Annotated in this window: 15 protein-coding genes; 5 read left to right on the top strand and 10 right to left on the bottom strand. The window is 72.8% G+C overall.

All coding sequences use genetic code 11. The features are described from left to right. Nucleotides 1-34 precede the first annotated feature (34 nt). Nucleotides 35-748, top strand: a complete 714-nt coding sequence (locus tag AB0A63_RS19580) for a CDP-alcohol phosphatidyltransferase family protein (RefSeq protein WP_360392983.1) — start codon at nt 35-37, stop codon at nt 746-748. Here AB0A63_RS19580 and crtI read toward each other — a convergent pair. From crtI to AB0A63_RS19555, 5 genes are all read right to left on the bottom strand, one after another. After that, nucleotides 710-2,182 (bottom strand): phytoene desaturase family protein, encoded by a 1,473-nt coding sequence (crtI, locus tag AB0A63_RS19575; protein WP_360392980.1) that lies wholly within the window; start codon nt 2,180-2,182, stop codon nt 710-712. The genes AB0A63_RS19580 and crtI overlap by 39 nt on opposite strands. Before the next feature lies 1 nt (nt 2,183). Beyond that, nucleotides 2,184-3,302, bottom strand: a complete 1,119-nt coding sequence (locus AB0A63_RS19570; RefSeq protein WP_360392977.1) for a glycosyltransferase family 2 protein — start codon at nt 3,300-3,302, stop codon at nt 2,184-2,186. Continuing rightward, complete coding sequence (locus AB0A63_RS19565) at nt 3,299-4,318, bottom strand: carotenoid biosynthesis protein (protein ID WP_360392975.1); 1,020 nt, start codon at nt 4,316-4,318, stop codon at nt 3,299-3,301. The genes AB0A63_RS19570 and AB0A63_RS19565 overlap by 4 nt, the downstream gene beginning before the upstream one ends. Further along, entirely contained in the window at nt 4,315-5,814 is a 1,500-nt protein-coding gene (locus AB0A63_RS19560; RefSeq protein WP_360393733.1) for an NAD(P)/FAD-dependent oxidoreductase, read from the bottom strand. The genes AB0A63_RS19565 and AB0A63_RS19560 overlap by 4 nt, the downstream gene beginning before the upstream one ends. Nucleotides 5,815-5,927: 113 nt before the next feature. Beyond that, nucleotides 5,928-6,080, bottom strand: a complete 153-nt coding sequence (locus tag AB0A63_RS19555) for a hypothetical protein (protein ID WP_360392972.1) — start codon at nt 6,078-6,080, stop codon at nt 5,928-5,930. Between the two features lie 245 nt (nt 6,081-6,325). On the opposite strand from AB0A63_RS19555, the gene AB0A63_RS19550 reads away from it, so the two are divergent. The 3 genes from AB0A63_RS19550 (at nt 6,326) to AB0A63_RS19540 (ending at nt 9,456) form a co-directional block, all read left to right on the top strand. Then, the gene (locus tag AB0A63_RS19550) at nt 6,326-6,532 is read left to right on the top strand and encodes a CsbD family protein (protein ID WP_360392970.1); all 207 of its coding nucleotides are present in this window, start codon (nt 6,326-6,328) and stop codon (nt 6,530-6,532) included. Between the two features lie 121 nt (nt 6,533-6,653). Then, nucleotides 6,654-7,697: a TerC/Alx family metal homeostasis membrane protein gene (locus tag AB0A63_RS19545; RefSeq protein ID WP_360392968.1), complete on the top strand. Its 1,044-nt coding sequence runs from the start codon at nt 6,654-6,656 to the stop codon at nt 7,695-7,697. Nucleotides 7,698-7,932: 235 nt separating this feature from the next. After that, nucleotides 7,933-9,456 (top strand): anti-sigma factor antagonist, encoded by a 1,524-nt coding sequence (locus AB0A63_RS19540; protein ID WP_360392965.1) that lies wholly within the window; start codon nt 7,933-7,935, stop codon nt 9,454-9,456. A gap of 9 nt (nt 9,457-9,465) precedes the next feature. Here the strand turns inward: AB0A63_RS19540 and AB0A63_RS19535 are convergent, their stop codons facing one another. The 3 genes from AB0A63_RS19535 to AB0A63_RS19525 form a co-directional block, all read right to left on the bottom strand. Further along, nucleotides 9,466-9,654 (bottom strand): hypothetical protein, encoded by a 189-nt coding sequence (locus AB0A63_RS19535; RefSeq protein ID WP_360392963.1) that lies wholly within the window; start codon nt 9,652-9,654, stop codon nt 9,466-9,468. Between the two features lie 332 nt (nt 9,655-9,986). Continuing rightward, nucleotides 9,987-10,298 (bottom strand): hypothetical protein, encoded by a 312-nt coding sequence (locus AB0A63_RS19530; protein WP_360392960.1) that lies wholly within the window; start codon nt 10,296-10,298, stop codon nt 9,987-9,989. A gap of 139 nt (nt 10,299-10,437) precedes the next feature. Then, the gene (locus AB0A63_RS19525) at nt 10,438-10,674 is read right to left on the bottom strand and encodes a hypothetical protein (protein ID WP_360392957.1); all 237 of its coding nucleotides are present in this window, start codon (nt 10,672-10,674) and stop codon (nt 10,438-10,440) included. Between the two features lie 332 nt (nt 10,675-11,006). Between AB0A63_RS19525 and AB0A63_RS19520 the strand changes: the two genes are divergently transcribed. Then, complete coding sequence (locus AB0A63_RS19520) at nt 11,007-11,360, top strand: STAS domain-containing protein (RefSeq protein ID WP_360392954.1); 354 nt, start codon at nt 11,007-11,009, stop codon at nt 11,358-11,360. On the opposite strand, the gene AB0A63_RS19515 is transcribed toward AB0A63_RS19520, so the two are convergent. Together AB0A63_RS19515 and AB0A63_RS19510 are read right to left on the bottom strand one after the other, a co-directional pair. Continuing rightward, nucleotides 11,332-12,501 carry a glycosyltransferase gene (locus AB0A63_RS19515; protein WP_360392951.1) on the bottom strand — a complete coding sequence of 390 codons (1,170 nt, stop codon included), beginning with the start codon at nt 12,499-12,501 and terminating at the stop codon, nt 11,332-11,334. The two genes, AB0A63_RS19520 and AB0A63_RS19515, sit on opposite strands and share 29 nt — an antisense overlap. After that, nucleotides 12,498-13,385, bottom strand: a complete 888-nt coding sequence (locus AB0A63_RS19510; protein ID WP_360392949.1) for a DUF3152 domain-containing protein — start codon at nt 13,383-13,385, stop codon at nt 12,498-12,500. Before AB0A63_RS19510 ends, AB0A63_RS19515 begins: the two co-directional genes overlap by 4 nt. Nucleotides 13,386-13,387 lie beyond the last annotated feature (2 nt).

Raw genomic sequence — 13,387 nt, 5'->3', positions numbered from 1 at the left:
GCGTGATGTCACCCCTCCGCCTACGGTTGTGGTTGTGACCGGTGCTGAGCGAAATCCCGTCGCCGAGTGGTCGCGGGTGCACGGCGAGGACGTGTCCGGCAGCCGGCTGGTCGTCGGCTGGCTGCGGTTCGTGCACGCGCTGGCCCGCCCGTTCGACCGGGTCCACCCCGACGTGTTGTCCGCGGCCGGTGTCGTCGTCGCCCTGGGTGCCGTCGGTGCCGCCGCGGCGGGCGGGTGGTGGGCCCTGCTGGCGTTGCTGCTCGTGGTGGGCACCGGGGTGCTCGACGGGCTGGACGGCGCGGTCGCCCTGCGCACCGGCCGGGTGCGGCCGCTGGGTGCGGTGGTCGACGCGGTCGCCGACCGGCTGGCCGACGTGTGCCTGGTGCTGGTGCTGCTGGTGCTCGGGGCGCAGGCGTGGTGGTGTGCCGGGATCGCGATGTCGTTGCTGCTGCACGAGTACGCGCGGGCCAAGGCGCAGGCCGTGGGGATGACGTCGGCGGGTGCGATCACCGTCGCGGAGCGGCCGACGCGGGTGGTCGTGGTCGCGGTCGCCTGCGCGGGAACGGCCCTGTCGCCCGGTGGCACGCCCGTCACCGGGTGGGGCTGGGCGGCGGTGTCGGTGGTGCTGTGGGCGGTGTGCGCGGTCGTGGGGTTCGGTCAGCTCGCGGCCGGTGTCCGGCGGGAGCTCGCCGGCCGGCCGTGGACCGGGTCAGGCCGGGCCCACCAGCCGAGCGACGATCTGCGCTGACATCGCCACGAGCGGCAGCCCGCCGCCGGGGTGGGCGGAGCCGCCGACGAGGAACAACCCCGGTACCGGCGACCGGTTGGCCGGGCGCAGCAACGCCGCCCGCGGCCCGTTGGACGACGAGCCGTAGATCGACCCGCCGACCGAGCCGGTGTCGCGGGCCCAGTCGGCCGGGGTGCGGATCTCCCGCAGCCGCACCCGGTCGCGCACGTCGAGGCCGCGGTCGGCCATCACCCGCAGGACGCGGTCGGCGTAGGCGGTGGCCAGCCCCGGCTCCGTCCAGTCGACCGGGCCCTGCCGGGGCGCGTTGACCAGCACGAACCACGCCTCGTCGCCCTCGGGTGCCACGGCGGGGTCGTCCGGTGCGCACACGTAGACCGTCGGATCGGTCACCGGGTGCGGGTGCCTGCCGAAGATCGCGTCGAACTCGGCGTCGTAGTCGGCGGGGAACAGCACGCGGTGGTGGGCCGGGTCCGGTGTCCGGCCCCGCAGCCCGAGCAGCAGCACGAACCCCGACAGCGACGGCTGGGTCTTGGCGAGCATCCGGCGCGGGCGGCGGGCGCGCCGTTCGGTGAGCAGCTCGCCGTAGAGGTGTTCGGCGTCCACATCGGACACGACGACGTCGGCGCGGTGCCGTTCGCCGCCGGGCAGCAGCACCCCGGTGACGCCGCTCGCGTCGGTGTCGACGCCGACGACCGGTGTGTCGAACCGGAAGCGCACGCCCAGCTCGGCGCAGCGTTCGAACAACGCGTCGCCGAGCCGGCGCAGCCCGCCGCGGACGTACCAGCCGCCGAACCGCTGCTCGATGAACGGGACGACCGTCATCAGCGCCGGGGTGCGGCGCGGGTCGGACCCGCTGTAGGTGGCGTAGCGGTCGAGCAGCATCCGCAGCCGCGGGTCGGTGAACCGCCGCTCCCCCGCCCCGCGCAGCGTGCGCCACGGCGCGATCGCCATCAGGTCGCGGACGCTCGCCGAGCGGCGCACGAGGTCGCGCACACCGCCGAGCGGGTTCTGCAGCACCGGTTCGCCGACGAGGTCCCACAACCGTTCCGCGTCGGTCATCACCGCGCGCCACTGCCGGGCGGCCTGCGGTCCGAACGCGTCGGCGATCGCGTCGTCCACCTGCTTCTCGGCGTGCGGCAGGTCGAGCTCGGAGCCGTCGGGGAAGCGGTAGCGGCAGGTCGGTTCCACCGGCACGACCTCGACGAGGTCGTCGAGCGGGGCGCCGGTGGCGGCGAAGAGGTCGCGGTAGACGTGCGGCAGGGTCAGCAACGAAGGCCCGGTGTCGAAGGTGTAACCGCCGCGCCGCACCGTGCCGAGCTTGCCGCCGTGCCCGGCCGCCTGCTCGAACGTCGTGACCTCGTGCCCGGCCTTCGCGAGCCGTGCGGCCGCGGCCAGTCCGCCCATGCCCGCGCCGATGACCACCACCCGTGCCACGTCAGCTGCTCCCCTTCAACGAACGGCCCTTCCAGTGCAGGCTGCCCGCCCGCCGGGCCCGCCACGACCGGGCGACCAGGGTCAGGAACACCCCCACCGACACCGGGTGCGCGAGCGCGTCCGGCCAGACCCGGCCACCGGTGTGCCGGGCGGCCACCACGCGGCTGAGCACCCCCGCCGCGTACCCGACCGCACCCGCGCGCGACCCGGTGAGCGCCGCCAGCGGTGGCAGGACGTACAGCCAGGCGAACAACGCCGACACGGCGACCGCCGCGGACGGGGTGCCGGTGGCCGACCACAGCGACTTCTCGTAGCCCTGCCGCACGTCCGCCCAGTCCTCGTACATCCGGCAGGCCGCCACCGTGCTGCCGTCGACGACCACACCGCGGCCGCCGCTGCGTTTGACCGCACGCATCAGCGCGATGTCGTCGAGCACGGCGGTGGCGACACCGGCGAAGCCACCGCAGCGGTGGTAGGCCTCGGCGTCCACGACGAGGAACTGGCCGTTGGCCGCGGACAGCGCGGGCCGCGGCGAGGTCTCGGCCAGCCGCAGCGGCAGGAACACGAGCCACGACCACTGCAGCAGCGGCTGCACGAGCCGGGTCGCGGCACCGTCGGCGAGCTGCCGCGGGAACGGCGAGACGATGTCGAGCCGGTTGGCGCGCAACAGCTCCACGGCCGCGGCCACCGCGTGCGGGGCGAGCACGACGTCCGCGTCGACGAACACCAGCACCCGCCCGCGGGCCAGCTCGGCCAGCTGCGCGCAGGCGTGCGGCTTGCCCGGCAGCCCGGCGGGTGGCCCGTCACCGGTGACGACCTTCAGCCGCGGGTCGCCGGCCGCCACCCGGCGCACCTCGTCGGCGGTGCCGTCGGCCGAACCGTCGTCGAGCACGACGACCTCCAGGTCGGGCACGCCCTCCTGCTCCAGCACCGAGCGGATGGTCGGCGCGATCCGATGGGCCTCGTCGCGTGCGGGCACCAGCACGGACACCGGTTCCACGCACTCGCGCGGGTCGGCGGGCGGCACGCGCATCAGCCGCGCGTTGACCACGGTGTGCACGGCGGCGGCAACGGCCCCGACAGCGGCACCGCGCACCGCGGCGGTGACCAGTCGCCTCATCGGTGCGCTCGCCACAGCGCCACCGCGAACGGCACCGCCACCGCACCCATCAGCAGGCCGGCGACCACGGACACCATGGGGCGGCCGAAGAACGCCGTGTGCGCCCACACCGACGACCCGTACGTCCACAGGTACAGCACCGGCGCCGGTCCGGACCGCAGGTCCAGCTCACCCGACCGGCGCGCCTCGGCAGCCCGGTGCGGCACCGACGCCCGGTCCAGCTCACCCGACCGGCGCGCCTCGGCAGCCCGGTGCGGCACCGACGCCCGGTCCAGCTCACCCGACCGCGTCCCGACGCCCCGGTGGGGCACCGGTTCGCGCGTCCGGATCAGCTCCACGACCCGCCGCCCCAGCGGCACCCGGTGCAGCTCGCGCGCCTCCCCGACGGTGCGCTGCAACGCGGTCATCATCAGCACGGCGACCAGCAGCCAGCCCGCGTAGTTCGTCAGCGGCACGTCGGCCACGCCGGGCAGCGCCGGGGTGGGGTGCGCCCACTCCCAGTGGCCGGCGTCGACCATCTGCGGGTCCAGGAACACGTCCCACGCCGCCAGCGCCCACGCACCGAGCGCGACCACCGGCCACACCGGCCGGTCCGCGCGCAGCCACCGCGCCAGCGCCCGGCCGGCGAGCAGCGCGGGCCAGCACATCATCACCCAGGCCAGCGGCACGACCACCGGCACTCCGGCGACCTCCAGGCCCAGCGTGCCGGTGTAGCGGTACTCGCCGAACGGGAACCCGGTGTGCACGCCGATCGTCTCCGCCAGCAGACCGCCACCACCGGCGACGGCCACCAGCAGCCCCGCCGCACGCGGGCCGAACCGCGCGTACGCGTCGCACACCGACGCGACGGCGAACGCGAGCACCGAGCCGACCGTCGTGAACAGGCGGTCGGCCGGGTCGGTCATGGAGTAGACGATCTGCGCCAGCACCACCAGCGCGCCGAACAGCCACGCGACCGCTGCCGCCGCCCGTGCGCCGGTGGCCCCTCTGCCGGTCGGCTGCCCGGCCGCGGTCACGCGGACCTCCGCCGGCGGGCCGCGGCGCGCAGCAACGGCACGCGGCCCTCGGACGGCACGGTCCACAGGTCCGTGCCGGTGACGCCCCAGCGGCCGAGCAGCTGGTTGGCGGCGACGAACCCGGTGGTGGCCGCGCGTTCCATCAACGCGACCGGCAGGTCGACCCGCACGAGGTCACCGGCCAGCACGACGAAGTCGTCCGGTGTGCGCACGCGCGGCCGGTGCTCGTAGCCACCGGCGGGGAACAGCGGGCAGTCCTCGCGCCATTCGTGCCGTTCGTCGACGACGGTGGCCCGTTTGGTCTCGGGGTAGATCTCGGTGAGCTGCTGCCAGAGCCGTTGGCGGGCCTCGGCCTCGTCCACGTCGGCCGGAATGGCGTACCCGTGCAGCTCCACGACGGAGCCGCCGGTGCGCGCCGCCCACGCCCGTGCCTCGTGCTCGTAGTTGTCGAGCACGCTGACGTTGTCGAGCAGGTCGTACCCGCTCGTGCCGACGAAACCGGGCCGGTCCACGGGTTCGTCGAGCCAGTACCGCGACACCAGGAACGGCGGCGCGGTCCGCAGCGCCGCGATCCGCTCCCGCCACGGGGCGTCGCCCAAGTCCGGGGACGCGGCCACGACCTTGCGCAGACCGGGCACCTCGGCGGCGAGCACCACCGCGTCGGCGTCGATCGTGCCGCCGGCGGTGGTGACGGTGAACCGCCGCTTCCCGCCGCGGGCCACCGACCGCACCTCGGTGCCGGTGCGGACGTCGGCACCGAGCTCGACGAGCCGGCGTCCCAGCGGGTCCCAGAGGCCGTGCGGGAACGGGTCGGCGGCGACGTCGAAGAGCAGGCCCTCGCTGGAACCGAGGAAGTAGATGTGGAACATGACCGCGAGCTCGGCGGCCGACATGTCCCGCGGGTGCGCGAAGAAGCTGCGGGAGAACACCTCGAACGCCAGCGCGTGCGCGGCTTTCGGGAACCGGACGCGTTCCAGGTACTCGACGGCGTCGATGCGGTCCAAGTCGTCGTAGACCTCCGGCACCGACACGTCCAGCAGCTTGAGCGCCGCCTCCGGGTTGATGCCGGGCAGGTCGCGCCACCGGAACGTGGGACTGCTGCGCAGGAACGCGAGCACGTTCCACGGCGCGGTCGTCGGCAGCCCGGCGAACGAGTCGCGGTCGCCACCGGCGTGCCACAACGGGTAGTCCGGCATCGGCGTGAGCGCCCTGCCGCCGGGGTCGACCCGCCCGAGCAACGCGCGCAGGTTGTAGTACTGCCGGAAGAACGCGTGGAAGCCGCGGGTCATCGTGACCTCGCTGCCGTCCTTCAGCCGCGTGCTCCAGCCGCCGACCCGCCCGCCGAGGTAGTCCTCGCGTTCGCACAGCACCACCCGCGCGCCGCGCTCGGCGAGCACGGTGGCCGCCGAGAGCCCCGCGATCCCGCCACCCACGACGACGACGGCGGGAACGTCGTCGGTGAACCCCGGCCGTCCCGCGGGCGCGGCGATCCGCACCGCCTTGCGATCCCTCACCGCTGCTCCTGTCCAGCCCCAAGCCCTTTGGTCGACCGTATGGGTGACCGGGCCGGTGTGCACGACGAGCGGGTCAGCGACGTCGAAAGCGCTGTTCAGGAAGTGGGCTCGCGGAACAGGTCGGTGTAGAACCCCTGCTTGGCCGCGACGGCGGTCTTCGTGGTGGCCGGCTGCACGTCCGGGTGGCTGAAGAGCCCGTCCGCGACGACGTCCGCCGTCGACTGCGCCGAGGCACGCTGCGAAACCATCTGGTTGTTCATGGGAATGCGACTCTCCGATTGCTGTGCCCGCCGGCGGCAGGCGGTGGTGCTCCAGCTTTCCCGCGCGGGACCCACCGGAAACCGGGAACGGCGACGAATTCGTCCATAATGGAATGCAGGGGTCCGCGGCCGGCCCGTGACGACGCTCACCCGGTGTTCACCTGATCAGGGCGTGACGCCCGCCGCGGAGCACGCGTCCTCAAGACATCCGGAACTCGACTGAGGAGGACGCGATGTCGCTGGCGGACAAGTTCGGCAACAAGGCGGAGGACCTGGGAGGCAAGGCCAAGGAGGCCGCCGGTGAGACCGTGGGCGACGAGCGGCTCGCCGACGAGGGCCGCGCCGACCAGGCCAAGGCGGCGCTCAACGACGGTGTCGAGAAGGTGAAGGACGCGGTCGGCGGCATCGTCGACAGCGTCACGAAGAACCTCAAGAGGTAACCGCGGCGAGCCGGGACGCCCGCGCCGGGCGTCCCGGTCGCTCGTGGGAGGCCCCGGAGGTTCGCGAACACCGGTCACCGGGAACCCGGTGCGACATGGACACGCGAACGGCGACGGCCCCGTGAACGCCCAGCAGCTCGACATCAGCTTCCTGACCTGGGCGGTGACGGTCGGTCTGGTCGTGCTGCTGCTCGCGGTCGACCTGCTCGTCGCGGCCAAGCGCCCGCACCACGTCGGGTTCGGCGAGGCGACGGCGTGGTCGGTGTTCTACGTGGCGGTGGCCCTCGGGTTCGGCGTCTGGTTCACGCTGCACTACGGCGGCGGGCCGGGTTCGGAGTACTTCGTCGGCTACCTGGTCGAGAAGAGCCTGTCGGTCGACAACCTCTTCGTGTTCGTCATCATCATGTCGACGTTCGCGGTGCCCGACCAGCACCGGCACAAGGCGCTCACATTCGGCATCGTGCTCGCGCTCATCATGCGGACGATCTTCATCGCGCTCGGCGCCACGCTGCTGTCGTTGTTCTCGTTCGTGTTCCTGCTGTTCGGGCTGCTGCTGATCTACACGGCCGTGCAGCTGTTCCGGCACCGCGACGAAGACCCCGACATCGAGGACAACGTCGTGGTCAAGACCTCGCGCCGGGTACTGCCGGTGACCGACGACTACGTGGACGGCAAGCTGTTCACCCGCGACAACGGCAAGCGCATGGTCACGCCGCTGTTCGTGGCGCTGGTGGCGATCGGGACCATCGACCTGCTGTTCGCGCTCGACTCGATCCCCGCGGTCTTCGGCATCACCGCCCAGCCCTACGTCGTCTTCGCCGCGAACGCCTTCTCGCTGCTCGGGTTGCGCGCGTTGTTCTTCCTCGTGCAGGGGTTGCTGGACCGGTTGGTGTACCTGTCGGTCGGGCTGTCGCTGATCCTCGCCTTCATCGGCGTGAAGCTGATCCTGCAGTGGCTGCACGAGGACGTCGACGAGAGCGTCCCGGAGATCCCCACGCTGCTCAGCCTCGCGGTCATCGCCGTGGTGCTGCTGGTGGTCACGGTGGCGAGCCTGGTCAAGACCAAGCGCGACCCGTCCGCGAAGGCCCGCCCCGCCTCGCTGCGGACCCGGCGCGCGTCCGCCGGACGGACCCGGCGAGAGGAAGACGACCGGGCGCGTCGCTGACCGTTGCGGCGGGCCGGTTCTTGAACACTCCACAGTGGACTTGCCTCCCGCGTCGAGATCACCACGCGTGACCCCTTCCTCCCGGTCGGGCGGAAGTGCGCACCCCTCCCGGGTGACAGTCGCACGTCGAGTTGTGGGCCCTGCCGTTCCGGGCCTAGGTTCGGAGTCCTGACGACCTGACGTGCGAGTTGAGCCTGCAGCTCGGTGACCGGCCTCGTGCGAGGGAGAACCCGAGATGCCGCACCCCGTTCCAGGGCTGACCGACCGCTGGTCGCTCCACTCGACGTCGCACGACGGGATCACCGTGGTCGCCGTGGCCGGCGAAGTGGATACAACCGCGGCCCCGGCACTGGCGGCCGAGCTGACCGCACAGGCCGAGCAGCAACCCCGTGCCCTGCTGGTGGACCTGGGACAGGTCGTCTCGCTCAGCCCGTGCGGGGTCAGCGCCCTGCTCGACGCGCACGACCAGACGGCGAACCGGGGCGTTCCGCTGCACCTGGTCGCCGCCGGGCCGGAGGTGCTGCACGCGCTGGAGGTCAGCGGCCTCGCCGACGTCGTGCCGCGGCACCGGACGCTGCTCGACGCGTTCCGCTCGGCCGGCCCGGCGGTGGTGCGGCGCATGCGCGTCGCCCTGGTGTCGGAGCAGGCAAGCCCGCTGGTGGCCGACCACGGGCAGGGGGCGCACGTCGGACAGCTGTCGGCCGCGTTGAGCGGGCTGGGGCACGAGGTGGTGGTCTACACCCGGCGGAACGGCCCCTCACCCCTGGACCGCGTGCGGACCGCCGAGGGCTACGACGTCGTCCACGTGCCGGCCGGGCCACAGCACCCGCTCACCGAGGACGAGACCGTGCCGCACCTCGGCGAGTTCGCGGAGTTCCTGGCGCGGGAGTGGCGGGCGCGTCCGCCGGACGTGGTGCACACCCACCACTGGACCTCCGCGCTGGTGGGCGTGATCGGCGCCCACCTGGTCGGGGTCCCGGTCGTGCACACGTACACCGCGGTGGGGGCGGAGCGGACCGGCCGGCGGGCCGATGCCGAGGTGCTGGTCGCGCGCAGGGCGTCGGCGATCGTGGCGATGAGCGCGCAGGAGGCGCAGGAGCTGTGGCGGCTGGGGTTGCGCCGCACGCAGGTCTCCGTGCTGCCGTGCGGGGTCGACCCGGTGCTGTTCCGCCCCGAGGGCCCGGTTGCGGTGCGCAACGCCCTGCGGCGGGTCCTCGTGACCGGCGGGCCGGCGCACCGCGGCGGGGTCGCCGACACCCTCACCGCCGTGTCCACGATGGACGACACCGAGCTGGTGGTCGCCGGGAGCTGCGGTGACGACGCGGACCTGCGCGAGCTGGCGGGCCGGCTCGGCGTGCGGGACCGGGTGGTGTTCGCGGGCGCGGTGCCGCGGGCCGAGCTGCCGCGACTGCTGCGCTCGGCCGACGCCGTGGTGTGCGTGCCGTCGGCGGAACCGTTCGGTGTCGCGGCGTTGCAGGCGATGGCGTGCGGCGTCCCGGTGGTGGCCACCGCGGTCGGCGCGTTGCTCGACGTCGTGGTGCACAACGTCACCGGCCTGCACGTGCCCGCCGGCAAGCCCGCCACACTGGCCAGGGCGTTGCGGCGGCTGCTGGCCGACGACACCTGGCGGGAGGAGTTCGGCGTCGCCGGACGTGACCGGGTGCTGGCGCGCTACTGCGGTGACCGGATCGCGAGGGAGGCCGTGGCGGTCTACGAACGGGTCGCGGCGTGCCGGGGTGTCACGACGAAGTCCGACTGAACCGGGTGCTCAGCTCGGCCACACGAACGCCTCGTGCTTGGCCGCGTGGTGGTGCTGCGCCGCGGGCGGGTGCTGTCGCTCGTCTCTCGCCGTCGCCGGAGGAGGCAGGACGGGCCGTTCCGCGACCGCCGCCCCGGCGCGAGGCGCGCCGGTGACGTACTTGGCGTACAGCTCATCGAAGATCGGCGTACCAGTCATGCGGACATTGTGGCGGCAAGAATCGCGGAAAAAGACCGAAAACCTGCAAACCGCGAGATCGGGTGACGCCACGTCGTGGCGAGCGGAACAATGTCGTTGCCCGGCTGCAAAGGTCACCGGCAAATCTACGGGTTCCGAACGCGAAGCAGCGCCCGGCTGGTTTGCCCAGCCGGGCGCTGCTTGGTGGGGACCACCGGTCCGCTGAACCGCGAACCGGCACCCGCCGACCTCAGTCGCGATGTTCGCCCAGGTCACCCGCGTCGTGTTCGAGAAAACGGAACCGGACGTCCGGACATCGCCGAAACGGTCGGGGTCACGCAGCGGTCAGACGATCAGTCGTCGTCGCCGTCGTGGGCGTGGGCCTCGACCACGTCGATGTCGGTGTCCGGGTTCGCGCAGACGCCGCTGTCGTTGTTCGAGAGGATCGGCACCGCGATGACGTTGACGTCGACGTGGCAGACGTTGATGTCGCTGAGGACCTCGGAGTCCTCCAGGTTCAGCAGGCCGACCTGGTGGGTGTGGTCGTACTCGGCGGCCATCGCCATCATGTGGCCGAAGTCCTCGGACTCACCCGCGAACGCCGGCGTGCCGACCAGCAGGAAAGCAGCACCGACAACAGCAGCGGCAACAGTCTTCTTCAGCATGGAGAATCGCTCCTCTTCGAGCACTCGTGGTTGGGTCTGACTACGTGCAGGTGCTGGAGAAGGGGAACGGAGTGCGGCACCCCGGCCTCGGCCCCGCTCCCACCCACGACAACGGCGCAACCTGGGTTGCGCCGTCGCGTCACTTGTCGTCGGGGTTGCCGCACAGACCGCTGTCGTTGTCCGACAGGACCGGCACCGCGATGACGTTGACGTCGATGAAGCAGGCGTTGAGGTCGCTGAGGACCTCGGAGTCGTTCAGGTCCGCAACACCCACCTGGTCGGTGATGTCCAGCTCGGGGGTGTCGGCCAGCGCCTGCGAACCGAAACCGAGGAAAGCGCCCGCGATAGCGACGGCCGCCCCTGCCTTCTTCAGCACGAAAATCTCCTTGAGTGATTGAATCGATCGGAATGCGCCGAGAAAATCGAACCGGCCGCAACTCCGCGAGAACCGTATCGAAGTGCACTCAGAACGCAAAATCAGACATCACGCGATGGTGTGAACGAATACAATTCACCACTCGATCGAGTGATCTTGCGTTTCCCGCGTTTGGGGAATTTTCGGCACAGGAACCGGACTGGTGCCGGAAATGGCGGCGGGGATGGCCGGTGCGCCGGCCGCCGGTCGGTGTCCCGCGTCATCACGGACACCGGTCGTGCATCGCGCGTCCGCGACCGGGATGCTTGTCGGGAGCGGAAGGCGGACTGGTGATGCGGATAGCGGTCTCGGCGCAGGACGGTGTCGCCGTCGTGCGGCTGGCCGGCGAGGTCGACATGACCAACGCCGACCAGGTGCACGGCGCACTGGCGAGGGAGCTGGAGGCGCGCCCGCGGGGTCTGGTGCTGGAGCTCGCGGTGGAGTTCTTCGACTCGGCGGGCCTGTCCGTGCTCGTGGCGGTCAACCGGCTCGCGGCGGAGTCCGGGGTCGCGTTCGGCGTCGTGGCGAGCGAACGCGCCGCGCGGCAGCCCATCGAGATGACCGGGCTGCACGAGCTGCTGACGATGTTCGCCGATGTGCCGACCGCGGTCGGGGCGTTCACACCGGCGTCTTCTGCCACCGAGTGACCACCGGTCCGCTCGCGGACATCACCCGTTCGTAGGTCGTGGCCGTCTCCAGCGCCACCCGCTCCCACGCGTAGCGCACGCGGGCGCGGTCCTGGGCTGCGAAGGAGAGCTCCTGGCGCCGGACGTCGTCGCGCAGCAGTGACCGCAGCGCCCGTGCCAGCAGGCCGGGTTCCCGCGGTGGCACGAGCAGTCCGGTGGCGCCGTGCACGACGCTCTCGGCCAGGCCGCCCACCGCCGAGGCCACGACCGGCACACCGCAGGCCATCGCCTCCAGCGCGGCCACGCCGAACGGTTCGCGCCGCTGCGGGCACGCCACGACGTCCGCGGAGCGGTAGAGGGCGGGCAGCTCCGCGTGCGGGACGGGGCCGCGGAAGGTGACGCGGTCGGCGACGCCGAGCTTGACGGCCAGGGCGCGCAGCCGGCGCAGCTCGGGGCCGTCCGCGCCGCCGGCGACGACGAGCTCGGTCCACGCCACCGCGGGCAGCGCGCCGATGAGGTCGTCCACCCCCGCGTCGGGGCCGAGCTCGCTCACCGCGAGAACGCGGCACATCCCGGTGCGCGGTGCGGCCGGGCCGGTCGGCGTGAAGACGTCCGCGTCGACACCCCACGGCACCGTGGTGATCGCGGAGCGGCGCAGGCCCAGCCGGACGAGCTCGTCCACCTCGTGCCCCGACGTGGCGATCACGGCCGCTGCCGTGCGCCCGACCAGCCGCTCCGGTCCGGCGGAGTCGCCGCCGACGGGTGCGTGGAAGCTCTGCACGACCGGGATTCCACTCGACCGGGTGGCGAGCACCGCCGCGAGCCCCGACGTCCAGTGGTGGGCGTGCACGACGTCGGGTGCCGCCGCACCGGACCAGCACCCCTGCAGCCGCCGCACGAACTCCCCGATGTGCGCGACGACGACGTCCTCCTCCAGCGGTTGCTCCGGGCCGGCCGGCAGGTGCACGACGGCGAACCCGTCGGCGACGCGCACCCGCTGCGGCAGCCTGCGGTCGGTCCGGCGGGTGTACGCGGTCACCTCGTGGCCCTGCCGGCGCAGCGCCCCGGCGAGTTTCGCGACGTGCAGGCGCGGGCCGGCCGCGTCCGGGTCGGTCAGTGCGGTCAACGGGTTGGTCTGCAGCGAGACCATCGCGATCTTCACCTGGTCACCTCCGGGTTCGGCCACGGGTTGGGCCGGCACGTCCTGCCGTCGCGCGGCACCGTCCTGCCCTGCGGGGTGGCGGCGGTGACCTCGGCGAGCCGGTCGTTCGAGACGGAGAGGGTCTGCTGCATCATCACCGGCGCGAGCGCGCCGTCCTGCGGGCAGACCTCGTGGCCGTGACCGAGGTGGTGCCCCACCTCGTGGTTGACGAGGTACTTCCGGTAGCCCGCCAGGTCTCCCCCGAACGACTCGGCGCCGCGGAACCACCTCGGAGCGCTCACGTACACGACCCCGTCGATGTAGCAGGACGTGTCGTAGGGCAGCTCGAACCCGCAGGTGGCCCTGGCGGTCGCCGATGCGGTGAGCCGGATGCGCACGTCGGGTTCCTCGACGTCGACCCGGCGGAAGGCGACGGTCCCCGACGCCGTCCACCCGCGCGGGTCGGCCAGCGCCGCGTCCACGGCGGCGGCGAACGGCTGGTGCTGCGAGGGCAGCACCGCGCCCTGCTCCACCTCGACCGAGTAGGTGTGCACCTGCCCGCGCCCGACCTGCGGGGTGGTGCCGGCGATGGTCCGCCACCAGCCCTCGCCCGTCTCGCGCACGTACTCGCCGGGCGGCAGGTCGGGTCCCGGCTTCGGGGTGTCCGGGCTGGTGAGCGCGAGGACCTCGGTGCCGGGCGCCGGGCTCGGTGTGCTCGACGGGCTCGGCGGCGTGCTGGTCGAGGAGGGTCCAGGGCGCACGGAGATGCGCGAGTCGATCACCGGGACCTGGGGCTGCGCGACACCGTTCTGCACGTCCGATGGCGGCCAGCTCCTCAGCAGGCCGAGCGTCACCCCCGCCAGCATCGCGGCGAAGACGTACATGACGATCCTGCCGGTGGTCATCG

It is taken from the genome of Lentzea sp. NPDC042327 (assembly GCF_040647275.1).
In the GTDB taxonomy this organism is placed as follows: Bacteria; Actinomycetota; Actinomycetes; order Mycobacteriales; family Pseudonocardiaceae; genus Lentzea.
This window is presented reverse-complemented; position numbering and strand designations above follow the sequence as displayed.

Coding starts and splice junctions, on each gene's coding strand:
- AB0A63_RS19550 (WP_360392970.1), top strand. CDS start 6,326: ATGTCGCTGGCGGACAAGTTCGGCAACAAGGCGGAGGACCTGGGAGGC.
- AB0A63_RS19510 (WP_360392949.1), bottom strand. CDS start 13,385: ATGACCACCGGCAGGATCGTCATGTACGTCTTCGCCGCGATGCTGGCG.
- AB0A63_RS19535 (WP_360392963.1), bottom strand. CDS start 9,654: ATGACTGGTACGCCGATCTTCGATGAGCTGTACGCCAAGTACGTCACC.
- AB0A63_RS19540 (WP_360392965.1), top strand. CDS start 7,933: ATGCCGCACCCCGTTCCAGGGCTGACCGACCGCTGGTCGCTCCACTCG.
- AB0A63_RS19555 (WP_360392972.1), bottom strand. CDS start 6,080: ATGGTTTCGCAGCGTGCCTCGGCGCAGTCGACGGCGGACGTCGTCGCG.
- AB0A63_RS19520 (WP_360392954.1), top strand. CDS start 11,007: ATGCGGATAGCGGTCTCGGCGCAGGACGGTGTCGCCGTCGTGCGGCTG.
- AB0A63_RS19570 (WP_360392977.1), bottom strand. CDS start 3,302: ATGAGGCGACTGGTCACCGCCGCGGTGCGCGGTGCCGCTGTCGGGGCC.
- AB0A63_RS19530 (WP_360392960.1), bottom strand. CDS start 10,298: ATGCTGAAGAAGACTGTTGCCGCTGCTGTTGTCGGTGCTGCTTTCCTG.